Consider the following 21237-nt stretch of genomic DNA (forward strand, 5'->3'; position numbering starts at 1 on the left):
TGGGGCTGATTCTAGAATGCGGCCCATGTCTACCGCTGCCCAGCCCCCGTTATCCCGTTTTTTTGCGCTAATTCCCTGTGCCGGCGTGGGCAGCCGCGCGCTGGCTGCGGGCGCAGCCCCCATCCCCAAGCAATACCAGCCGATTGCCGGCCAGCCTATGGTGATGCACACCCTGGCGGCTTTCGCCAGCGTGCCGCGGATCGCCGATGTGCTGGTGGTGGTCTCCGCCGGCGATGATTTTTTTGAACACCAGAGCTCCACCTGCGTGGTGTCCGACTGCGGCGGTGCGACGCGTGCCGAAACCGTGGCCAATGGGCTGCACGACCTGTTCGAGCAAGGCGCGCAAGGCCACGACTGGGTGCTGGTGCACGATGCGGCGCGCTGCCTGGTCACGCCCGCGCAGATCAATGCGCTGATCGACGCCTGCGAGGCCGATGCGGTGGGCGGCCTGCTGGCCCACCGGTTGGCCGATACGCTGAAGAGTGAAGACCAGGGCCGGGTGGCCGCTACCGTGCCGCGCGCCGACAAATGGCTGGCACAGACGCCGCAGATGTTCCGTATCGGCATGCTGTCGCAGGCGCTGCAGGCTGCCGGCGCCGAGGTGACCGACGAATCCAGCGCCATCGAAGCCCTGGGCCTGGCGCCCAAGCTGGTGCCCGGCAGCGCCCAGAATTTCAAAGTAACCTACCCCGAAGACTTTGCGCTGGCCGAGGCCATTTTGCAAAGCCGCTATTCACAGAGGATTGATTGATGCAGTTGCCGTTTCGGATGGGAGAAGGTTGGGACGTGCACGCCCTGGTGGCGGGCCGCAAGCTGATTTTGGGCGGCGTGGAGATTCCCCACACCATGGGCCTGTTGGGTCATTCGGATGCCGACGCCTTGCTGCACGCCATCACCGATGCGCTGCTGGGCGCCGCGGCGCTGGGCGATATCGGCACGCATTTTTCTGACACCGACCCCCAATTCAAGGGTGCAGATTCGATGGTGCTGCTGGTCGAAGCCATGCGCCGGGTTGCGGCCAAGGGCTACCAGATCGGCAATATCGACAGCACCATCATCGCCCAGGCGCCCAAGATGATGCCGCACATCCCGGCCATGCGCGAGCGCATCGCCAATGCGCTGGGCCTGGCGCTGGAGCAGATCAACATCAAGGCCAAGACGGCCGAGAGGATGGGGCCGGTAGGCCTGGGGCAGAGCATAGAGGCGCGGGCAGTGGTGCTGCTTTTTGCTATTGAATAAATAGCTGCTGGCGCTGATTGAATATGCGCTGGAGGCTATTTTTGTGTATAAGTTGGCTGGCCGTGGACCCGGCATGGGCCCCAGGCTGGCGGCAGCCCTCTGCGGGGTAGAATCAAATCCCCTAACACGGTTGCATTTCCCGTTCATGTAGCGGGCTTATCCTGGTGCCGCGTTCTGCCTGCGCATTGGCGAGTCTGCATCGCTCCTGCTTTCTTCTTGAATATTCACTATTTTGGCGTTTGATTTCTGTCTTCGTGGATGGGCCGCGTTTGCGTCCGGGCTGCACTCTCCAGAAGCATGGATGGCCTGGGCTGCGCAGCCGTTTCTGCCCCAGGGCGAAGAGGCGCCGGCTTTGCCCGAGCTGGCGCCCATGGCGCGCCGCCGCGCCAATACCTTGGGCCGCACGGCTCTGCAGGTAGCCTACTGGGCGCAGGGCGAGCAATCCGGCGTGCCGGTGGTGCTGGCGTCGCGCCACGGCGATCTGGAGCGTTCGCTGGCCTTGCTGGCCGATCTGGCGGCGCAAGAGCCCATGTCGCCCACGGGTTTTGGCCTGTCGGTGCACAACGCCATCGGTGCCATGTATTCGATTGCGCGCGGCGACCGTTCCAATTACCTGGCCGTGGCAGCCGGTGCCGATACCGTGGCCCTGGGCGTGGTCGAGGCCGTGGGCCTGCTGGCTGACGGTGCGCCCGAAGTACTGCTGCTGTGCTACGACACCCCGCTGCCCGGCCACTACAGTGTTTTCCGCGACGAGCCTGCGGCCACCTATGCCTGGGCCTGGCGCATGGCACGGGCTGAGGCCGGGGCTCCACGGCTGCGTCTGTGCCCTGGTGTGGCTGCTAGCGTGCCGCCGGCACCGGCGTTGTTGCCGTACGGCCTGGATGTGCTGCGCTTCGCCTTGTCAGGCGATACACAGTTTGCTCGCCCGTTGGCGGATAGCGGCTGGGAGTGGCAGCGCCATGTTTAGCCGGATCGAGCGTGCTGTGCGCGTATTGACCACCGGCTTTTGCTTCGTGGTGTTTGGCCTGGGCGGGCTGCTGATGCGGGTGCTGCTGTTCCCGGTACTGGCCACGCTGGTGCGCGATCCGGTGCGCCGGGCGCTGCTGGTCAAGCAGGTGATTCGCGGCGCATTCCGGATGTTCCTGGGCATGATGCGTGGCCTGGGCGTCATGAGTTGCGAGCTGCGCGGCATCGAAAAGCTGCAGCGCCACGGTTTGCTGGTGTTGGCTAACCATCCTACCTTGCTGGACGTAGTGTTTCTGATGTCGCTGACGCAGCGTGCCGACTGCGTGGTCAAGGCGGCGCTGCGCGACAACCCGTTCATGCGTGGGCCAGTGACGGCCGCCGGCTTTGTCTGCAATGACTCGGGTGCCGACCTGGTGCAGGGCTGCATAGACTCGCTGCATGCGGGCAATAACCTGATCATCTTTCCCGAAGGCACGCGCACGGCGCGCAGCGGCGGCATGCATCTGCAGCGCGGTGCGGCCAATGTGGCCGTGCGCGGGCGCGTGAACATCACGCCGGTATCGATACGCTGCGATCCGCCGACCCTGAGCAAGGGTGAAAAGTGGTACCAGATTCCGACACGCCGCATGCACTTTGTGATTGAGGTGCGCGACGATATTGTGGTGGCGCCCTTTCTGGATGGGGTGGCCGAAGGGGTGGCGGCGCGCCGCTTGACGACGCACCTGACCGATTATTTTTCATGGGAGACCCAAGGTGTCCACCTTAGAGCTTGAGATCAAAGAACTCATTATTTCCGCGCTGGCGCTGGAAGACATCGCGCCACAGGACATTGTTTCGTCCGAGCCCTTGTTTGTAGAAGGCTTGGGCCTGGACTCTATCGATGCATTGGAGCTGGGCATGGCCTTGCAAAAACGCTACGGCGTCAGCATGGGTACCGATTCGGAGCTGACACGCAGCCACTTTGCCAGTGTTGACGCCTTGGTGGCTTTTGTGAACGGCCAACGCGCGGCTTGAAATTGAAGAACGTTATGACCAAAGACGAAATTTTTGAACGCATCCGGAGCATCCTGAAAGACGCTTTTGACATAGAACCGGACCGTGTGACGCCCACTTCCCGGCTCTATGACGACCTGGACATCGACAGCATTGACGCAGTGGATCTGATCGTCCAACTGAAACCTTTGGTGGGCAAACGCCTGCAGCCCGAGGCATTCAAATCGGTGCGGACCGTACAAGACATCGTCGATGCCTTGCACGGCCTTGTGAATGACGCTGCCCCAGCCTAAAACGCTGCTGCTGGGGGCGTTGACTCTGGCCTATCCGCTGGCTGTGTACTTCGGTATCGGTCATTTCGAACCGCGCTGGCTGGCGCTGCTGCTGCTGGGGCTGGCGTTGGTGCGCCTGCTGGTGACGCGGCAGCGATTCTGGCTGGTGGTTGTGGCCGGCGCATTGTGCCTGGCCTTGTTCAGCATCTGGGGCAATGCGTTGTTGCCGCTCAAGCTGTATCCGGTGCTGGTGAATGCAGTGCTGTGCACCGTGTTTGTCGCCAGCTTGGCCTATCCCCCTTCGGCCATTGAGCGGCTGGCCCGGTTGACCGAGCCTGGGTTGCCGCCCCAAGCCATAGGTTATACGCGCCAGGTGACCAAGCTTTGGTGCGGATTTTTTGTCTTTAACGGTACGGTTGCGTTGCTGACCGCGCTATGGGCCAGCCCTGCGGTCTGGGCGCTGTACAACGGTTTGATCGCTTATGGCCTGATGGGCTTGCTGTATGCCGGTGAATGGCTGGTGCGCCGCCGGGTCAAGGCGCACTGGTTCAACTTGCAGGATGCGCATGTTTGAGTTCATTTCCTTGACCGAAGTCGCTTGCGGGGCCGGCCGCCATGGGCGGGCCGTGGCACGGCAAGCCGGGCAAGCCCGCAGCCATGCCGATTTCGTTGCCGATGTGGGGCGTTGGCAAACCGCTTTTGCGCAGACCACGGGCTTGCGCTGGGCGCTGTATTTTGAAGACGGCTACCAGTTTGCCTGTGCCCTGTACGGAGCATGGCATGCGGGCAAGACGGTGTTCCTGCCCGGCGATGTGCAGCCCGGCAGCGTTGCGCGTTTGGATGCCGAGGTCGATGGCTGGGCTGGCGATGTACCGCAAGGTCTGTGCGCGGCAAGCGTGGATATGGCACAAGCGCGGCAGGCGTTGGATTTGGAAAACACCCGGCTGGTGCTGTACACCTCGGGTTCCAGCGGCGAGCCGGAGGCGATTGCCAAGTCTCTGCGCCAGCTGGAGGCCGAGATTGGCACTTTGCACCAGAGCTTTGCCGCGCGCATGCCCTCTGCGCCGCAGGCCCATATTTGGACCACGGTGTCGCACCAGCATATTTACGGACTGCTGTTCGCCATTCTGTGGCCGCTGGCCAGCGGTATCCGCTTTGTGGCCGAACGTTTGGTCTACCCTGAACAGATGGCGCAGGCCTTGGGGCCCGAGCCCAGTGTGCTGATTGCCAGCCCGGCCCATTTACGCCGCTTGCCCGAGACACTGGACTGGGCCGCGGCGCGCCAAGGTGTGCGCATGGTGTTTTCGTCGGGCGGCCCCTTGCCTCCGCAGGCGGCGGACGACACGCTGCGGCTGTGGGGATGCTCTCCGGTAGAAGTCTTTGGCAGCTCGGAAACCGGTGGCATCGCCTGGCGCCAGCGCAGCGAGCATGGCGATACCTGGCAGGTCTTTGCCGGTGTGCAATGGCGGGTGGCGCAAGAGGTGCTGGAGCTGCGCTCCCCGAACCTGGCCGACAGCGGTTGGTGGCGTAGCACCGACAGGATTGCACCCACTGCCTCGGGCGGGTTTGTGTTGCTGGGGCGCGAGGACCGTATCGTCAAGATCGAGGAAAAACGTGTCTCTTTGACGGCCATAGAGCGGCATCTGGCCCAGTCGCCCTGGGTGCAAGAGGTGCGTGCCCTGGTCTACCAGGGGCGACTGGCGGTAGTGGCCGTTCTCACGCCCGAAGGCAACGAGGCCTTGGCTCGGCTGGGTAAACAGGCCGTCAACCAAGGACTGCGGCAACTACTGGTTTCGGTGGTAGAGCCGGTGGCCTTGCCGAAACGCTGGCGCTACCCTGCGCAGATGCCCGTGAACGCGCAAAGCAAGACCACCGAGGCCTTGCTCCTGGATTTGTTGCGTCCCACCCGGCCACTCGCGCATTGGTTGCAGCGCGATCTGGCCGAAGCCCGAGCCGAACTGGAGATAGAGGCGGATTTGCGGGTTTTCGACGGACATTTCCCAGTGGCTCCGGTGCTGCCGGGGGTGGCCCAGCTGGATTGGGCGGTGTCGTTTGGCCGCGAGTGCTTTCCGATAGCCGGCGATTTTTTGCGGGTGGAGGCGCTTAAGTTTCAGCGCCCGGTGCGGCCGGGCGACCGTATCGCTCTTGCGCTGACCTGGCGCGCCGCGACATCGACTTTGGTGTTTGCGTACAGCTCTGGCGGGCAGATGCATTCCAGTGGCCGTATTGTGTTTGCAGGGCCTGAGCATGTTTAAGCCGGTGGTGGTGATTCCTGTCTACAACCATGGCGACGCCATAGGCACGGTGGTGGCAGCCGTGCATGCGCAGGGCCTGGTCTGCATCCTGGTGGACGACGGCAGCGGGCTGGAGTGCGCGGCGGTACTGCAGGCGTTGGCCCTGCGCCATGCCGACACGGTGGTGCTGCTGCGTTTGCCGCATAACCAGGGCAAAGGTGCGGCGATGGTGGCGGGCTTTCGCCGAGCCCATGTGCTGGGCTACACCCATGCCTTGCAGATCGATGCGGATGGGCAGCACCAGCCCTCGGACATTCCGGTATTTCTGGCGCGCAGTGCCCGGCAGCCTCTGGCGGTGGTTACCGGCTGCCCGCTGTTCGATGCGTCGGTGCCGCGGACCCGCTTGGTTGCGCGCTATGCCACACACATCTGGGTCTGGATCAACACCTTGTCGCTGGATATCCGTGACTCGATGTGCGGCTTTCGCATTTATCCATTGGCGGCTGTCGTGCAGCTGATGGACGAGGTGGATATTGGCCGCCGCATGGACTTTGATACCGATGTGCTGGTGCGCTTGCATTGGCGGGGTGTGGCGGTGGTGAACCAGCCGACCCGGGTGACCTATCCGCTGGATGGGATTTCGCACTTCCGGCTCTGGCTGGACAACGTGCTGATCACGCGCATGCATACGCGGCTGTTCTTCGGCATGCTGCTGCGTTCTCCGCAACTGCTGTGGCGCAAGCTGGGAAGCAAGCCATGAGCACACCGGCGCCCCATTGGGCGAGCGTAGGCGAAAACACTTGCGTGTTCGGCATGCTGCTGCTGGCCTGGATACACCGCTGGCTGGGGCGGCTGCCGTTTCTGCTGTGCCTGTATCCGGTGGTTCTGGTGTACTGGGCCACAGGTGCATTGGCACGGCGCTCCTCTCTGGAATATTTGCAGCGGCTGCAGGCGGCCCATGGCAGCTTCGGGCGTGAGCCAGGCCGCTGGCACAGCTTGCGCCATTTCGTGTCTTTTGCCGATACCTTGCTGGACAAGATGCTGGCCATGGGCGGGCGCTATCCGTTTGACAGCGTTTGCATCGAAGGCCAGGCCCCGCTGTTGCAGGCTTTGGCCGCAGGGCAGGGCGGCGTGATCGTGACCGGCCATGTAGGCTGCCTGGAGCTGTGCCAGGTCCTGGCTGAGCGCCTACCCGGTTTGCGGATGAATATTCTGGTACACACGGCCCATGCCGAGCGCTTCAACCGCCTGCTCAAGCGCCTGCATCCGCACAGCGCGGTACAGCTGCTGCAGGTCAGCGAGGTGTCTGCGGGCACGGCAGTCTGGTTGTCTGAGCGGGTGGGACGGGGAGAGTTCGTGGCGATTGCCGGTGATCGCGTGCCCCTCGGGGCCGGCCGCACGGTGGAGGCGCTGTTTCTTGGCCATGGCGCGCGGTTGCCCGTGGGGCCTTATGTGCTGTCGGCTCTGCTCAAATGCCCTTTGTATTTCATGGGCTGTGTCCGAGAAGGCGCGGGTCACACACTGCGGTTTGCCAGTCTGGCGCAGCAGGTCGTTTTGCCGAGGGCGCGGCGCGAGGCGGCTTTGGCCGAATATGCGGAGGGATTCGTCCAGCAGCTCGAGCGTTTGCTGCAGCAGGCCCCTTACGACTGGTTCAATTTTTTCCCATTTTGGGCGCAGGGGCGTGGTGACGCGTCTCTGGCTTCCCGGCGCTTCTAAAGTTACTTATGTTGTCATCCCCCATTTCTGTAGCGGCGCCAGAGCCGGTTTGTTTTGATGGTACGCGCTTGCGCATCGAGGACATTGCTGCGTTAGCCCGGCGTGAGCGGCCGGCTGTGTTGTCGGCCGCCCCGGCTTTTCGTGCTCGGATTGCCAAAGGCGCTGATTTTCTGGATCGGCTGTTGCGCGAAGACGGGGTGGTGTACGGCGTGACCACCGGTTATGGCGACTCCTGCACGGTGCATATACCGCTGGATCTTGTGGCGGAATTGCCGCACCACCTGTACACCTACCATGGCATAGGGGCCGGTCGCATGCTGGCGCCTGAAGAGGTGCGGGCGGTGCTGGCTGCGCGGCTGGCGTCTTTGTCGCAGGGTTACTCGGCAGTCAGCGTGGACTTGCTGGTGCAGCTGGAGGCTTTGCTGATCCACGACGTGCTGCCCATGATTCCGGCCGAAGGATCGGTAGGCGCCAGTGGCGATCTCACGCCTTTGTCTTATGTGGCCGCAGTGCTGTGCGGCGAGCGGGAGGTATGGTTTGATGGCGCGCGCCGGCCGGCTGCAGAGGCTTTGCTAGCGGTAGGCCACACCCCTTTGCGCCTGCGCCCCAAAGAAGGACTGGCCATCATGAACGGCACGGCCGTCATGACCGGTCTGGCCTGCCTGGCGTTTGAACGTGCCAGCTATCTGTCGCGTTTGGCCACGCGGTTGACGGCTTGCAATGTGGTGGCCAGCGCCGGCAATGCTCATCATTTCGACGAAACCCTGTTTTCGCTCAAGCCCCACCCCGGACAGCAGGCCGTGGCGGCACGCCTGCGCGCCGATTTGGCCAGTGAGCGCCCGTCACGCAACGACCAGCGTTTGCAAGACCGCTATTCCCTGCGTTGCGCGCCGCACGTGATCGGCGTGCTCGAAGACGCCCTGCCTTTTATGCGCACGCTGATCGAGAACGAGCTGAATAGCGCCAACGACAACCCGCTGATCGACCCGGATGGTGAACGCGTGTTGCACGGCGGCCATTTCTATGGCGGCCACATCGCATTTGCGATGGACAGCCTGAAAACCGCTGTGGCCAATGTGGCCGACCTGCTGGACCGGCAACTGGCCCTGCTGGTCGATACCCGGTTCAACCATGGTTTGCCGTCCAATCTGTCGGGGGCGACCGGCCCGCGTGCAGCCATCAACCATGGGCTCAAAGCATTGCAGATCAGTGTTTCGGCCTGGACGGCGGAAGCGTTGAAGCAGACCATGCCGGCTTCGGTGTTCTCGCGTTCGACCGAGTGCCATAACCAGGACAAGGTCAGCATGGGCACGATTGCCGCTCGCGATTGCATGCGGGTGCTGGAATTGACCGAGCAGGTCTGCGCCGGCCTGCTGATTGCCGCCCGCCAAGGGCTGGCACTGCGCGGGCGCGTGGACCCACAGCAAAGCCTGAGCCCAGGTCTGGCGGCGTTCGCGGCGGATTTGGAAAGCCGTATTGCTTTTGTGGACGAAGACCGTGCGCTGGACCATGACCTGCAGACCTTGCTGCAGGCCCTGCGCGCCCAGGTGTGGGAGATCTGAAATGGCGGAATGGGTACACGAGATTGAATTGGTGCCGGCATTCCATGACATGGATGTCATGGAAATCGTCTGGCATGGCCACTATGTCAAGTACATGGAAATTGCCCGTTGTGCCTTGTTGGCATGCCTGGACTACGACTTTCCACAAATGCGGGCTTCTGGGTATGCCTGGCCCATCGTCGATATGCGTTTGAAGTACGTGCGGCCGGCCTCCTTTGGCCAGCGGATTGCCGTGCGTTGTGAAATTGTGGAGTGGGAGAGCCGCTTGAAGATCAATTACCTGATCCGCGATGTACAGACTGGCAGCAAGCTCACCTCGGCCTACACCATCCAGGTGGCGGTGGATATGGCCAGCCAGCAAATGCAGTACGTGTGCCCTCCGGTGCTTTGGGAGCGGCTGGGAGTTCCTCCATGTTGAGGCGGCAGCTACTGGCATTGGCCGGTTTGGGTGCCTTGCCCTGGGCTCCTGCGGCAGTTGCGGCCGACATTGCGGCCCAGGTGCGCCAGCGCTTGCAGGATACCGAGCTGCTACGCGGCGAGTTCGAGCAGTCCAAGACGCTCAAGGGATTCAAGAAGCCCTTGGTTTCGCGCGGCCAGTTCCTGGTGGCGCGCGGCAAGGGCGTGCAATGGCTGACCCGCGAACCTTTTGCTTCGACCTTGGTGGTAACAGAGGAGCGGCTGGTTGCGCGCCAGGCCGATGGCCGCATCAGCGCGCAGCTCAATACCCGGGACGAGCCGGGCTTGCGCGTGGTCAATAGCGTCATGTTTGCCTTGCTGCGTGGCGATGTGGCGGCATTGTCTGTGCGCTTCAGCGTGGACGGCGAGCTACTGGGCAAAGACGCCTGGCGCTTGCGACTGGTACCGCGGGAAGCGGCGCTTTTGCAAGTGTTTACCCAGGTGGATATCGATGGCGACCAGTTTGTCCGCAGCATCAAAATGGCCGAGGTCCAGGGCGACAGCACGGTGATTCGATTCACCGCCATGGTGCCAGGTGTGGCGCTGAGCCGTGACGAGGAAGTTCGGTTTGAATAGGGCGCTCAACGCCAGGATGCCGCGCCTATGGCATGTACTGGCGCTGGTATGGTTGCTGATGGTGGTGCTGGTGGCGGCACACCAATGGCATTTCTGGCGTGCTGCGAATCTGGACAGTGATGTGCTGGCGCTGTTGCCGCAGGATGAGCATGCGCCCGAGGTGTCGGCTGCGACGCGGCGCTTGGCGGAACAGACCTCGCGCCAGGTTGTGGTGGTGCTGGGCGGAAAAAATTGGGACCAGGTGCGCCAGGCGGCCCTGGCACACCGCGCTGCAGTTGCTGCCAGCCCTGGTGGGCTTAAGCCTTTGGTGGGTATGGACGCAGCAGGCTTGGCGCAGGTGCTGGATTTCTACCGCCCTTACCGTGACCGCCTTTTGACACCGGCGCAGCGCGTGCAACTGACGGACAGCCCCTCCGCTGCGCTGGTGCAGTCGGCGCTGGCCGGGCTTTACCAGCCTGGAGTCGGCTTGAAGTTATCCGACTGGGTGACGGACCCCTTGGCTTTGTGGCCGCAGTGGTGGGCCCAGCGGGCCGGCGAGAGCCGGGCGCGGCTGCGCGATGGCTGGCCCTGGGTGGCGGCAGACGGCAAGGACTGGGTGGTGCTGGCCTATGAGCTGTCGGGGCCGGCATTTGCCATGGATGGCAGCACGCCGGTCACCGACACCCTGGTGCAGGCGGCGGCCGCAGTCCAGACGCCGGATCTGCGCATTGTGTCGATAGGCATTGCCCTGCATGCGGAAGCTGCTGCGGCCCAGGCCAACCGGGAAGTGAATACGATTGGTTGGGGCTCCTTGGCGGCGGTGCTGCTGCTGGTCTGGCTGGCGTTTCGTTCTTTGCGGCCGATTGCCTTGGTGTCGCTGTCTTTGCTCGTGGGGTGTGCGACGGCACTGACGGTGACTGCACTGCTGTTTGGCAAAGTGCATCTCTTGACGCTGGTGTTTGGCGCCAGCTTGGTCGGGGTTGCCGAAGACTTTGGCATCCATTATTTTGCGACCCGCCAATCGCGGCTGGGGCAAGCGCGCTGGGCGGTGATGGGCGACCTGCTGCCGGGCCTGGCGTTGGCCCTGACCACCAGCGTGCTGGCCTATCTGGTGCTGGGTTTGGCGCCATTTCCGGGCCTGCGCCAAATGGCGGTGTTTTCCTCCGTCGGGTTGGTAGCGGCATTTTTGACGGTAGTCTGTTGGTTTCCCTGGCTGGACCGGGGGCAGGTGCCTATGAGCGGCTTTGCCCAGCGTATCTCCTTCAGTCTTGACCATGTGCCGGTGTTGCGCATGCGGCCAGCGCTATTTGCCACAGCACTGGTGATGGCGGTGTTTCTGGTCTTCGGTATCAGCCGTCTGCAGGCCAACGACGATGTACGCCAGCTGCAAGGTTCACCCAAGGCCTTGATGGATGCACAGCGGGAGGTTGGCGCGCTGCTCGCACTGCCCAGTCCGGCCCAGTTCTACCTGGTGCGGGGGCAGGATGCCGAGCAGGTGCTGGCGCGGGAGGAAGCGTTGAAGCAGGTTTTGGCGCCATTGGCTGAACAAGGCCTGATCGACGGCTGGCGCGCGGTGTCGGATTGGCTGCCGTCGCAAACCCGGCAACAAGCGGATGCGACGTTGACGGCGCGGGCCGAACGCGAAGTCCTAGCTGCCGTGGCGCAGCAATTGGGTGAGACTTTTACGCGTCCCGTTTTTGCGCCGCAGGCGCTGGACCTGGCATCCTGGCTGGCGCACCCGGTTTCCGCAATCGCGCGGCCGCTGTGGCTGGGCGAGGTGAACGGGCAGATGAGCAGTGTGGTGATGTTGCAAGGAGTGGCGGACTCCGCATCCTTGCCGCGTCTAGCCCAGCTGGCCGAAGGCCTGGATGGGGTGCGCTGGGTCGATACCACGGCCAATGTGTCGTCGCTGCTCGGGCGTTACCGCATGTCCATGCTCGGCCTGTTGGCTGGCGGGTATGTGGTGGTGTTCCTGGCCTTGTTCTGGCGCTACCGCGGTGATGCCTGGCGGGCCTGGGTACCTACTTTGCTGGCCAGTGGCTTGAGTCTGGCAATTCAAGGGGTCTGCGGTATCTCGTTTCAGCTATTCAATGTGCTGGCGCTGGTTTTATTGCTGGGCATGGGGGTGGACTACGGCATATTCTTGCTGGAACACCGGGGCGACCGCTCTGCTTGGCTGGCTATCGCCTTGGGTGCTGCCAGTACGCTGCTGTCGTTTGGCTTGCTGGCTTTGTCTTCCACGCCAGCGCTGCAGGCTTTTGGTTTCACCATGGCCTGCGGCGTGAGCTTGGTGTGGGCCCTGTCCCCCTTCTTTCGTCCGTCTGGAGGGCCACCGCAATGATGCTGTTGCTACGTTTCTGTGCGCTGTTTTTGCTGCTGCTGTTGGGCGCCTGCGCTGGTCGCTTGGGAGCTGCGCCAGACCATGAACTGCTGCTGCGCTTGGCGCCCGCCAGCTTGGGGCGCTCCATATCGCTGCAGCAGCACCTGGTGGTGACGGCTGCAGGGCGTAGCCAGGCGGTAGATGTGGCACTGGAGGTCGATCCGCAGGAGTTGCGCCTGGCCGTGCTGGGCATGAACCAAACCATGGTGCGGATGAGCTGGGATGGTCAAACGCTGCAGCAAACCCGCGCCAGTTGGCTGCCGGATGTTGTGCGTGGCGAGCGCATTCTGAGCGACCTGCAACTGGTCTGGTGGCCGGCCGAAGTGGTGCGCGCTGCGCTGCCCGAGGGTTGGACCTTGGAGAGCAGTGCCAACCAACGGCGCTTGCTGTGGAGGGGCGAAGAAGCGATGCAAGTGCAGTACGGCGAGGATCAGCATGTGGATGTATTCAACCACCGTGCGGGTTACCAACTGCAGATTGAATCGGTGGAGCAAACGCCATGAACATATACCTGCAGTCGCTTGGCGTGGTCTGCTCTTTGGGCTCCGACCTGGCCGCTATCCGGGCCAAGTTGTGGGCGCACGAGATGCCCGATAGTGTGGCCCCCAGCGACCAGTACACGCCTGGGCGCTTGCTGCACATGGGCCGGGTTGAGACGGGCTTGCCAGACTTGGGCCAGGTGCCCATAGCGCAGCGTAGCCGCCATAACGCCTTGCTGGCCCAGGCACTGCAACAGATCCGCGGCCCGGTGCAGGCTGCAGTGGCTCGCCATGGCCCATCGCGGGTTGCTGTGATCCTAGGTGGCAGCGCACCGGGTTTGGAGGAGGGTGAGCAGGCTGTGCGCTATCACCGCGCACATGGGGTTTGGCCGGCGGGTTACGACTATGCCCAGCAGACCCTGGGCTCGGGCGCTGCGTCTGTAGCCCGGGAAATCGGTGCAACAGGGCCGATCTACACCATCTCTACCGCTTGCTCGTCGGGCGCCAAGGCCCTGGCCAGTGGTGCCCGCTTGTTGTGTGCCGGCTTGGTTGATGCGGTAGTGGCGGGTGGTGCAGATGCGCTGAGTACTTTTACGATTGCCGGCTTTTCATCGCTGGAGTCGGTGTCGGCCGAACGCTGCAATCCGATGTCTCTGCACCGCAGTGGCATCAACCTGGGGGAAGGGGCCGCCTTGTTTCTGATGGGGCGTGATGCGGGCCCGGTGCGCTTGGCGGGCTGGGGTGAGACATCGGATGCGCACCATATGTCTGCGCCAGAGCCCAGCGGCCAAGGTGCGGCCGATGCCATGCGCCAGGCACTGATGCGGGCCGGTGTAGCGGCTGACCTGGTGGACTATTTGAACCTGCATGGCACGGCCACGGTACAGAACGATGCGATGGAGAGCCGGGCGGTGGCTGATCTGCTGGGCTGCGAGGTACCCGTAAGCTCTACCAAGCCCATGACGGGGCACGCATTGGCCGCCGCCGGCTCCATCGAAGCCGCATTGGCCTGGGCGACGCTGGTGGACAATCCCCTAGGTTACCTGCCGCCGCATTGGTTTGACGGTGTACGGGACCCTCAGTTGCCGCCGCTTCACCTGGTGCATGCGGGCGAGTCGTTGGGGCGATCGCCGCAGTATGTCATGAGCAACTCGTTTGCGTTTGGTGGCAGCAATGCCGCACTTTTATTTGCGCAGGGCTGATATGTCGGCAGTGGCATCTTCTATTGAAACCTATATTCCGCACCGCGGTGCGATGCGTTTGATCGACCGCCTGGTTTCCGTCGGCCCCGACCTGGTGGCGGTGGAGGCCGATGTGCGGGCCGACCGGCTGTTTGTCCAGGGCGCGTACTTGCCCGCATGGGTGGGGGTGGAGCTGATGGCGCAGGCGATTGCCGCCTGGGCCGGTGCACGGGCTATGGACCGGGGTGAGCCCGTCAGCATAGGTTTTTTACTGGGAACCCGGCGCTATGTAGCCGACTGCGCGGGGTTTGCCGTGGGCAGCGTGTTGCGTATCGAGGCGCATGCTGAGTTGGTTGCCGACAATGGGCTGGGCATGTTCGATTGTCGAATTTATGCAGAAGAGAAAGAGCTGGCCCGCGCGCATGTCTCGGTGTTCGAACCCAAGGACGGCATGGCCTACTTAAAAGAATCAGAGGGAACCCCGGGATGAAATCTTCCAGCATTTTGGTGACCGGCGCGAGCCGGGGCATAGGCAAAGCCATTGCCCTGCGCTTGGCGGCCGACGGCTTTGACATCGTGGTGCATTGCCGTACCCAGCTCAGCCAGGCGCAGGCGGTAGCGCAAGAGATTCTTGCGCTCGGACGGCAAGCCCGGGTACTGGCTTTTGACGTGGCCGACCGGCAGGCCTGTGCCGCTGCGCTGCAGGCGGATATGGACCAGCACGGTGCGTACTACGGTGTGGTCTGCAATGCGGGTTTGGCGCGTGACAACGCTTTTCCGGCCATGACCGGCGAGGAATGGGACATGGTAGTGCATACCAACCTTGATGCCTTCTACAACGTACTCCATCCGGTGGTGATGCCCATGGTGCAGCGACGCCAGCCCGGGCGTATCGTGACCCTGGCATCGGTGTCCGCGCTGATGGGCAACCGCGGCCAAACCAATTACAGCGCGGCCAAGGCCGGTGTGATTGCTGCCACCAAGTCCTTGGCCATCGAACTGGCCAAACGGGCCATCACGGTGAACTGCGTGGCCCCTGGCCTGATTGATACAGAAATGGTTGAACCCCACGTACTGGAAGAGGCTTTGAAAATCATCCCGTTGCGGCGCATGGGTACGCCGCAGGAAGTGGCCGCTGTGGTGGCTTTCTTGATGACCCAGGACGCCGCCTACATCACCCGCCAGGTGATCTCGGTGAATGGAGGGATGGTCGGATGAAGCGGGTAGTCGTTACCGGATTTGGCGCCTTGAGCCCGCTAGGCCACGATTGGCCCAGCGTGCGCCAGCAGTTGCAAGACAAGCGCAATGCCGTGGTCACCATGCACGACTGGGCCGTGTTCGAGGGGTTGCACACGCGTTTGGGCGCTCCCGCCCAGCCTTTCGAGCTACCCGCACACTACAACCGCAAATCGATGCGCAGCATGGGCCGTGTGGCGGTGCTAGCCACGCGGGCCAGCGAGCTGGCCCTGATCGATGCGGGTTTGCTGGGGGACCCTTTGGTCAAGAGCGGCCGCATGGGTGTGTCCTATGGCTCGTCCGCGGGCACACCGTCGGCGATTGGCGACTTTGGTCGCATGATGTCGGAGAAGAGCACCGAGGGCATCAACGCCACCACCTATATCAAGATGATGTCGCATACCGCGGCCGTCAATATCGGCGTTTTCTTTGGCATGACGGGGCGCATCATCACCACGTCTAGCGCTTGCACCTCGGGCAGCCAGGGGATTGGTTCGGCGTTTGAGGCCATCCAGTCAGGCAAGCAAATTGCCATGCTCGCTGGTGGTGCCGAAGAGCTGGATGCGACCGAAGCCGCGGTGTTTGACACCTTGTTTGCCACCAGCGTGCGCAATGACGAGCCTGGATCGACCCCCCGGCCTTTCGATGCAGAGCGCGATGGCCTGGTACTCGGAGAAGGCGCAGGGACCTTGGTGTTGGAAGAGCTGGAGCATGCCTTGGCCCGTGGTGCGCGCATCCATGCCGAAGTGCTGGGCTATGGGACTAACAGCGACGGCGCCCATGTCACCCAGCCTCAATCTGAAACCATGGCCGAGGCGATACGGCTGGCGCTGGAGAGTGCCGGCCTGGCGCCCGAGGCGATTGGCTACGTGAATGCCCATGGCACGGCTACCGACCATGGCGACGTGGCCGAGTCGATTGCCACCCACGCCATTTTTGGCGAGCGAGTGCCCCTGAGTTCGTTGAAGAGCTATATGGGCCACACCCTCGGGGCCTGCGGTGCGCTGGAGGCCTGGATGACCATCGAGATGATGCGCGAAGGCTGGTTCGCGCCGACCGTCAATCTGCGCCAGGTGGATCCGCGCTGCGCACCGCTGCAATACGTGATGGGCGATGGCCTCCGCTTGCAGACCGACCATGTGATGAGCAACAACTTTGCGTTTGGAGGCATCAACACCTCCTTGATTTTTGGCCGCTGGCGCGGTGTTTGACACAGCGCTGTTTCTAGATACCTTGCACTAACCACCTTATGAAAAAAACCATTGCCCTGTCTGCTGCTGTGTTGGCTTTGAGTGCGGTCTTTACCGCACCAGCGTTCGCCCGCGATGTCGAGTACCAGATCCCTCTCGAAGATGTACTGAAGATGCCCGAAGCCCAGGCCAAGCTGGACGGCTCGGTGAAGTTTTACCTTTCGGGCTCAAACACCCCGGCAATTGAACAAACCCTTGGCGAAGACAGGTCGCATGGCACGGCGAATGGTTCCGTCAAGGAAGAACTCGCGGGTTGCCACGCGGCGGCGCTGTCGTCATTGCTGGCCTTTCAGGCCAAGGCCAAAAAGCTCGGTGCCAATGCGGTGGTAGACATACACAGCTTCTTTAAAAATGAGGTCACCAAGAGTCCGACGACGGTCGAATGCCATGCGGGCACTTTCCGTATCCATGTGGTGCTCAAAGCCAGCTACGCCAAAGTCGCAGCCCAGTGATTCAGCAGATCCGTGTGTGTGTTGCCTCGGTAGCCCAATGCGCTGCTGAGGTTGCACAAACGGACCTGCAATGGCTGTCCGCCCATGAAGCCCATAGGCTTGCGCAGATCAGCGCCCCGCTGCGGCGCCGTCAGTTTTTGGCCGGGCATTGGTTGGCTAGGCAGGCCTTGTCGGCCTTCGCTGGAGCAGCTGCGCCGCGGCTTTGGGGGCTGTCCGCCAATGCGGTGGGGGCACCGGCCGTGCTGGGCCATCCGCATCTCCATCTGTCGTTGAGCCACAGCGCCGATTGGGTGGTGTGTGCGGTATCGGATGCGCCCATCGGGGTGGATATCGAAGCCCCGGCACGTGCGCGCGATTGGACAGGTATGGCGGCCACCGTGTTTTCTGAGGTTGAACTGAAAGACGCCGAAGGCCTGGACCCCGCGGATGCGTTGCAGCAGTTCTACCGCATCTGGACTTTGAAAGAAGCCTGGTTCAAGTCACAGGGTGAAGCTTTGGCTTTGGCGCAACTGGCCGCTTTGCACACGCAAGCGATGCCCGCGGGGCAGGGTAATGCCCGCGTCTGGCAGCCAGAGGGTGTCACGCTGGCCTTGGTTGTGTCTGCCGATGCCCAGATCGTTGGCGGAGGATGGGTTGCAGCAGCGCCTTCATGGTGGCAGGTGGCAGCTGCTTAGGGGCTGAAAACTCAGCTCTTGGGTGCCCGTTGCAGCTTGATGTGCGCAGCCAGCCCGCCGGATGCAGTATTGGTCAGCTCAAATTCGCCCCCCATGCGCTGGATGGCCTTGTCCACGATGGACAGGCCCAGACCGGCGCCGGTAGCGGCGGTGCGGGCAGCGTCGCCGCGGAAAAAGGGCTTGGACAGGCTGGCCAGCTGCTCGGGGTCTACGCCGCGGCCGTGGTCGCGCACCTTCAGCAGCACCCAGTCTTCACGCGACTTGGCGGCGATGTCCACCACGGCGATGCCGGTATCGGGCGACTTGCCGTAACGGCGGGCGTTTTCCAGCAGGTTGGAGATGACGCGGCCTAGCTCGACCTCGTCAGCCAGCACCTTCAGCGGTTCTTCCACCGTCAGGTTGATGCGCATGTCTTCGTAGTCGAGCACGGCGTAGAGGCTGGATTCCAGCACGTCGTTCAGTGACACGGTGTTGAGCTTGGCATGGCCAGGGCGGGCATAGTCCAGAAACTTGTCAATGATGGCGTCCAGCTGGCCGATGTCGGCCACCATGTGTTCGCGGGCGTCGTTGTCGGCCACGCTCATTTCGGTTTCCAGCCGCAGCCGGGCCAGTGGCGTGCGCAGGTCGTGCGAAATGCCGGCCAGCATGATGACGCGGTCCTGTTCGATCTTGGCCAGCTTTTGCGCCATGCGGTTGAAGCCGATGTTGACTTCACGCACCTCGCCGGTCACGCCGCGTTCGTCCAGGTGGCTGGCATCGAAATCGCCTTCGCGCACCCGGCTGGTGGCAAACGACAGCTGTTTCAGCGGTCGGTTGATCAGCCGCGCAATCAGCGCTGCGCCGGCCAGGGACAGCGCGCCTATGGTGCACAGCCAGATCAGCCAGGTCTTGTTGCTGGCCGGGTTGAAGCGCTCGTGGTCCAGCTGCAGCCAGTTGGCGTCGCCATTGATTTCGAAACCGACCCACAGTCCATCGACCCCATTGACGCTGCGGGCCACCACGGTGCTGGGGCCCAGAATCTTGGTCAGCTCTTCGGCAATGCTCTGGCTCAGGCTGTCGCGGTCAAACGGCAGGTGTTGGTCGGAGGGCTCGCGCGGCAGGATGCGCATGCGCTCCTGTTCGGCCATGGCCTTGATCAGCGAGACCCGGGCGATCGGGTCCGCATGCACCAGGGCGGCCCGGCTCAGGTTGACCTGCGAGGCGATTTGCTGGGCGGTCTGGATAGCGCGCGGTGTGAAGTCCAGCGCCCGCAAGGTCATCAACCAGGCCAGCATGCTGCCCATCAGCAGGGCTGCGAGCAGAAAGAATGTGCGCCAGAACAGGCTCACCACCACCATCTGGCGGGACAGATGCGACTTGCTTGGCAGCATCTCCAGCGGTGCTGGACTGGTGGCGTCAGACGGGTCGGATAGACGGCCCCGGCGGATGTGGGTGGTCTGCGACTTGCTCAAAACGGATCAACCTGCTCCGTCTGGAACGAATACATAGCCTACGCCCCATACCGTCTGGATGTAGCGCGGCGCGGCAGCGTCGACTTCGACCAGCTTGCGCAGGCGGGAGACTTGCACGTCCAGGCTGCGGTCAAACGGTTCGAACTCGCGGCCCCGGGCCAGCAGGGCCAGCTTTTCGCGCGACAGCGGCTGGCGCGGATGGCGCACCAGTGCTTTCAGCATGGCGAATTCGCCGGTGGTCAGCGGCAGCTCTTCGCCATTGCGGTTCAGGGTGCGCGAGCCGAGGTCGAAGGCAAACGGCCCAAAGTTGATGATCTCGTTGTCAATGGACGGCGCACCCGGTGCCTCCTTGGCCGGACGGCGGCGCAGCACGGCGTGGATGCGGGCCAGCAGTTCGCGTGGGTTGAAGGGTTTGCCCAGGTAATCGTCGGCGCCGACTTCCAGGCCGACAATGCGGTCAATGTCCTCGCCCTTGGCGGTCAGCATGATGATGGGGGTGCGGTCGTTGTTGGCGCGCAGGCGGCGGCAGATGCTCAGGCCGTCTTCGCCGGGCATCATCAGGTCGAGCACGATCAGATCGGCCGTGTCGCGCAGCATGATGCGGCTCAGGGCTTTGCCGTCTTCGGCCAGCATCACTTCAAAGCCTTCTTGCATGAGGTAGCGGCGCAGCAAGTCGCGGATCCGGGAGTCATCATCGACCACCAGGATTTTGTCGGGACGGTTGGCAGTCTGGTTCATAGTCTGTAGGCCGGTAATATGTAACAAGGAGGGATTCTGCAGTGTGTAACAGCCCAAAGCCGCGGCGATGGAGGTGTTATGACAGAATGTTACAACTTTTGCATACTGTCTTGTGTGCTTTTTGAGGGGCTGCCGCGCTGAAAATACCAGGCTTCGGCGAACCACGGAACCCCTGTGGCAAGCTGCCGCTCTACCTCCCTGGAACAGCTCTGTTCCGTCCCAACACCAGAAAGTTCTGCATGCCCATTTTTTCCCGATTTGCTACCAAAGTAATAGCTTCCAGCGCACTGTTGGTATGCGCTAGCAGTGGTTTTTCCCAAGAGTCTTCAACCCTACAGCCACTGCGCAATGTGGTGCAGCTGGCGGCCAGCGGCGCGGTCGAGGTGCAGCAGGATTTGCTGACCGTGGTGCTGGCCACCAGCCGTGACGGCAACGATGCCGGCGTGGTGCAAACCCAGCTCAAGCTGGCCTTGGATGCCGCATTGACCGAAGCCCGCAAGGCCGCGCAAACTGGTCAGCTGGACGTGCGCACCGGTAATTTCAGCCTCTACCCGCGCTACAACAAGGACGGCAAGATCCAGGGCTGGCAGGGTACGACCGAGCTGGTGCTCGAAGGCCGCGACTTCGCCCGCATCGCCAGCACCGCCGGCAAGATCCCCAGCCTGACCTTGGGCAACGTCAGCTTCAGCCTGAGCCGGGCCCAGCGCGCCCAGGTGGAAGGCCAAGCCCAGGCCATCGCCATTGAACAGTTCAAGGCCAAAGCCAGCGACATCGCCAAGGGCTTCGGCTTTGCCGGCTACAGCCTGCGCGAAATCTCGGTGAACGCCAACGATGTGGGCGGTATGCCCCGGCCGCGCGCCATGGCCATGGAAGCCAAGATGGCCTCGGCCGACATGGCGGTGCCGGTGGAAGCCGGGCGCAGCACGGTGCAGGTGACGGTATCCGGCGCGGTGCAATTGACCAGCCCATGATCCATTTCCGCCCGCTGCCCATCGATCCGGCCGAAGTCGAGATCACCGCGATACGGGCCCAGGGCGCGGGCGGGCAGAACGTCAACAAGGTCTCCAGCGCCGTCCATCTGCGCTTTGACATCCCGGCGTCGTCCCTGCCCGAGGATGTGAAAGAGCGGCTGCTGGCCTTGCGCGACAGCCGCATCACCCAGCAGGGCGTGCTGGTCATCAAGGCCCAGCAGACCCGCAGCCAGGACCAGAACCGGGCCGACGCCCTGGAGCGGCTACAGGCGCTGGTCAACAGCGTGGCCCTGCCGCCGCGGGTGCGCCGCGCCACCCAGCCCACCTACGGCTCCAAGCAGCGCCGGCTGGAAGGCAAAACCCAGCGTTCTAGTACCAAGGCCTTGCGCGCCAAGGTCTTCGACTAAAGCCGGCTTCGTCGTTGCGCGAGCA

The 21237-nt window shown here is 63.0% G+C and carries 25 protein-coding genes; 23 read left to right on the plus strand and 2 right to left on the minus strand.

The window, feature by feature from the left end:
• Positions 1–25 precede the first annotated feature (25 nt).
• From ispD to J2X19_RS14590, 21 genes are all read left to right on the plus strand, one after another.
• On the plus strand, positions 26–751 hold the full coding sequence (ispD, locus tag J2X19_RS14490) for a 2-C-methyl-D-erythritol 4-phosphate cytidylyltransferase (RefSeq protein WP_310374163.1): 726 nt from the start codon (positions 26–28) through the stop codon (positions 749–751).
• Positions 751–1239: a 2-C-methyl-D-erythritol 2,4-cyclodiphosphate synthase gene (gene ispF / locus J2X19_RS14495; protein WP_405048656.1), complete on the plus strand. Its 489-nt coding sequence runs from the start codon at positions 751–753 to the stop codon at positions 1237–1239. Before ispD ends, ispF begins: the two co-directional genes overlap by 1 nt.
• A gap of 301 nt (positions 1240–1540) precedes the next feature.
• A complete protein-coding gene (locus J2X19_RS14500) occupies positions 1541–2206 on the plus strand; it encodes a beta-ketoacyl synthase chain length factor (RefSeq protein WP_310374165.1) in 666 nt (221 codons plus the stop codon).
• The gene (locus tag J2X19_RS14505; RefSeq protein WP_310374166.1) at positions 2199–2978 is read left to right on the plus strand and encodes a lysophospholipid acyltransferase family protein; all 780 of its coding nucleotides are present in this window, start codon (positions 2199–2201) and stop codon (positions 2976–2978) included. The genes J2X19_RS14500 and J2X19_RS14505 overlap by 8 nt, the downstream gene beginning before the upstream one ends.
• On the plus strand, positions 2959–3219 hold the full coding sequence (locus J2X19_RS14510) for a phosphopantetheine-binding protein (RefSeq protein ID WP_310374168.1): 261 nt from the start codon (positions 2959–2961) through the stop codon (positions 3217–3219). Before J2X19_RS14505 ends, J2X19_RS14510 begins: the two co-directional genes overlap by 20 nt.
• A gap of 14 nt (positions 3220–3233) precedes the next feature.
• Complete coding sequence (locus J2X19_RS14515) at positions 3234–3491, plus strand: acyl carrier protein (protein ID WP_092754907.1); 258 nt, start codon at positions 3234–3236, stop codon at positions 3489–3491.
• Complete coding sequence (locus tag J2X19_RS14520; protein ID WP_310374171.1) at positions 3472–4044, plus strand: COG4648 family protein; 573 nt, start codon at positions 3472–3474, stop codon at positions 4042–4044. Before J2X19_RS14515 ends, J2X19_RS14520 begins: the two co-directional genes overlap by 20 nt.
• Complete coding sequence (locus J2X19_RS14525; RefSeq protein ID WP_310374173.1) at positions 4037–5725, plus strand: ApeI family dehydratase; 1689 nt, start codon at positions 4037–4039, stop codon at positions 5723–5725. The genes J2X19_RS14520 and J2X19_RS14525 overlap by 8 nt, the downstream gene beginning before the upstream one ends.
• The gene (locus J2X19_RS14530) at positions 5718–6464 is read left to right on the plus strand and encodes a glycosyltransferase family 2 protein (RefSeq protein ID WP_310374175.1); all 747 of its coding nucleotides are present in this window, start codon (positions 5718–5720) and stop codon (positions 6462–6464) included. The genes J2X19_RS14525 and J2X19_RS14530 overlap by 8 nt, the downstream gene beginning before the upstream one ends.
• Positions 6461–7420 carry an LpxL/LpxP family acyltransferase gene (locus J2X19_RS14535; RefSeq protein ID WP_310374177.1) on the plus strand — a complete coding sequence of 320 codons (960 nt, stop codon included), beginning with the start codon at positions 6461–6463 and terminating at the stop codon, positions 7418–7420. Before J2X19_RS14530 ends, J2X19_RS14535 begins: the two co-directional genes overlap by 4 nt.
• A gap of 8 nt (positions 7421–7428) precedes the next feature.
• On the plus strand, positions 7429–8982 hold the full coding sequence (locus J2X19_RS14540) for an HAL/PAL/TAL family ammonia-lyase (protein ID WP_310374179.1): 1554 nt from the start codon (positions 7429–7431) through the stop codon (positions 8980–8982).
• Position 8983: 1 nt separating this feature from the next.
• Positions 8984–9400: an acyl-CoA thioesterase gene (locus tag J2X19_RS14545; protein ID WP_310374181.1), complete on the plus strand. Its 417-nt coding sequence runs from the start codon at positions 8984–8986 to the stop codon at positions 9398–9400.
• A complete protein-coding gene (locus J2X19_RS14550; RefSeq protein ID WP_310374183.1) occupies positions 9394–10014 on the plus strand; it encodes an outer membrane lipoprotein carrier protein LolA in 621 nt (206 codons plus the stop codon). Before J2X19_RS14545 ends, J2X19_RS14550 begins: the two co-directional genes overlap by 7 nt.
• The gene (locus tag J2X19_RS14555; RefSeq protein ID WP_310374186.1) at positions 10007–12334 is read left to right on the plus strand and encodes an MMPL family transporter; all 2328 of its coding nucleotides are present in this window, start codon (positions 10007–10009) and stop codon (positions 12332–12334) included. The genes J2X19_RS14550 and J2X19_RS14555 overlap by 8 nt, the downstream gene beginning before the upstream one ends.
• Positions 12331–12876, plus strand: a complete 546-nt coding sequence (locus J2X19_RS14560; RefSeq protein WP_310374188.1) for a DUF3261 domain-containing protein — start codon at positions 12331–12333, stop codon at positions 12874–12876. Before J2X19_RS14555 ends, J2X19_RS14560 begins: the two co-directional genes overlap by 4 nt.
• Positions 12873–14054, plus strand: a complete 1182-nt coding sequence (locus J2X19_RS14565; protein ID WP_310374190.1) for a beta-ketoacyl-ACP synthase — start codon at positions 12873–12875, stop codon at positions 14052–14054. Before J2X19_RS14560 ends, J2X19_RS14565 begins: the two co-directional genes overlap by 4 nt.
• Position 14055: 1 nt before the next feature.
• Entirely contained in the window at positions 14056–14523 is a 468-nt protein-coding gene (locus tag J2X19_RS14570) for a hotdog family protein (protein WP_310374191.1), read from the plus strand.
• Positions 14520–15251 carry a 3-ketoacyl-ACP reductase FabG2 gene (locus tag J2X19_RS14575; protein ID WP_310374194.1) on the plus strand — a complete coding sequence of 244 codons (732 nt, stop codon included), beginning with the start codon at positions 14520–14522 and terminating at the stop codon, positions 15249–15251. The genes J2X19_RS14570 and J2X19_RS14575 overlap by 4 nt, the downstream gene beginning before the upstream one ends.
• On the plus strand, positions 15248–16480 hold the full coding sequence (locus J2X19_RS14580) for a beta-ketoacyl-ACP synthase (protein WP_310374196.1): 1233 nt from the start codon (positions 15248–15250) through the stop codon (positions 16478–16480). The genes J2X19_RS14575 and J2X19_RS14580 overlap by 4 nt, the downstream gene beginning before the upstream one ends.
• A 38-nt stretch (positions 16481–16518) precedes the next feature.
• Positions 16519–16971: an excinuclease ATPase subunit gene (locus J2X19_RS14585; protein WP_310374198.1), complete on the plus strand. Its 453-nt coding sequence runs from the start codon at positions 16519–16521 to the stop codon at positions 16969–16971.
• Between the two features lie 14 nt (positions 16972–16985).
• Positions 16986–17645, plus strand: a complete 660-nt coding sequence (locus J2X19_RS14590) for a 4'-phosphopantetheinyl transferase family protein (RefSeq protein ID WP_310374200.1) — start codon at positions 16986–16988, stop codon at positions 17643–17645.
• Positions 17646–17656: 11 nt separating this feature from the next.
• On the opposite strand, the gene J2X19_RS14595 is transcribed toward J2X19_RS14590, so the two are convergent.
• Positions 17657–19015 (minus strand): ATP-binding protein, encoded by a 1359-nt coding sequence (locus J2X19_RS14595; RefSeq protein ID WP_116606506.1) that lies wholly within the window; start codon positions 19013–19015, stop codon positions 17657–17659.
• A gap of 87 nt (positions 19016–19102) precedes the next feature.
• Positions 19103–19834: an osmolarity response regulator transcription factor OmpR gene (gene ompR / locus J2X19_RS14600; protein WP_116606507.1), complete on the minus strand. Its 732-nt coding sequence runs from the start codon at positions 19832–19834 to the stop codon at positions 19103–19105.
• Positions 19835–20073: 239 nt separating this feature from the next.
• On the opposite strand from ompR, the gene J2X19_RS14605 reads away from it, so the two are divergent.
• Positions 20074–20805: an SIMPL domain-containing protein gene (locus tag J2X19_RS14605; protein ID WP_310374203.1), complete on the plus strand. Its 732-nt coding sequence runs from the start codon at positions 20074–20076 to the stop codon at positions 20803–20805.
• The gene (gene arfB / locus J2X19_RS14610; RefSeq protein ID WP_092754857.1) at positions 20802–21212 is read left to right on the plus strand and encodes an alternative ribosome rescue aminoacyl-tRNA hydrolase ArfB; all 411 of its coding nucleotides are present in this window, start codon (positions 20802–20804) and stop codon (positions 21210–21212) included. Before J2X19_RS14605 ends, arfB begins: the two co-directional genes overlap by 4 nt.
• The last annotated feature ends 25 nt before the right edge of the window (positions 21213–21237 follow it).

This window comes from Rhodoferax ferrireducens (assembly GCF_031458075.1).
GTDB classification, from domain to species: Bacteria; Pseudomonadota; Gammaproteobacteria; order Burkholderiales; family Burkholderiaceae_C; genus Rhodoferax_B; species Rhodoferax_B ferrireducens_A.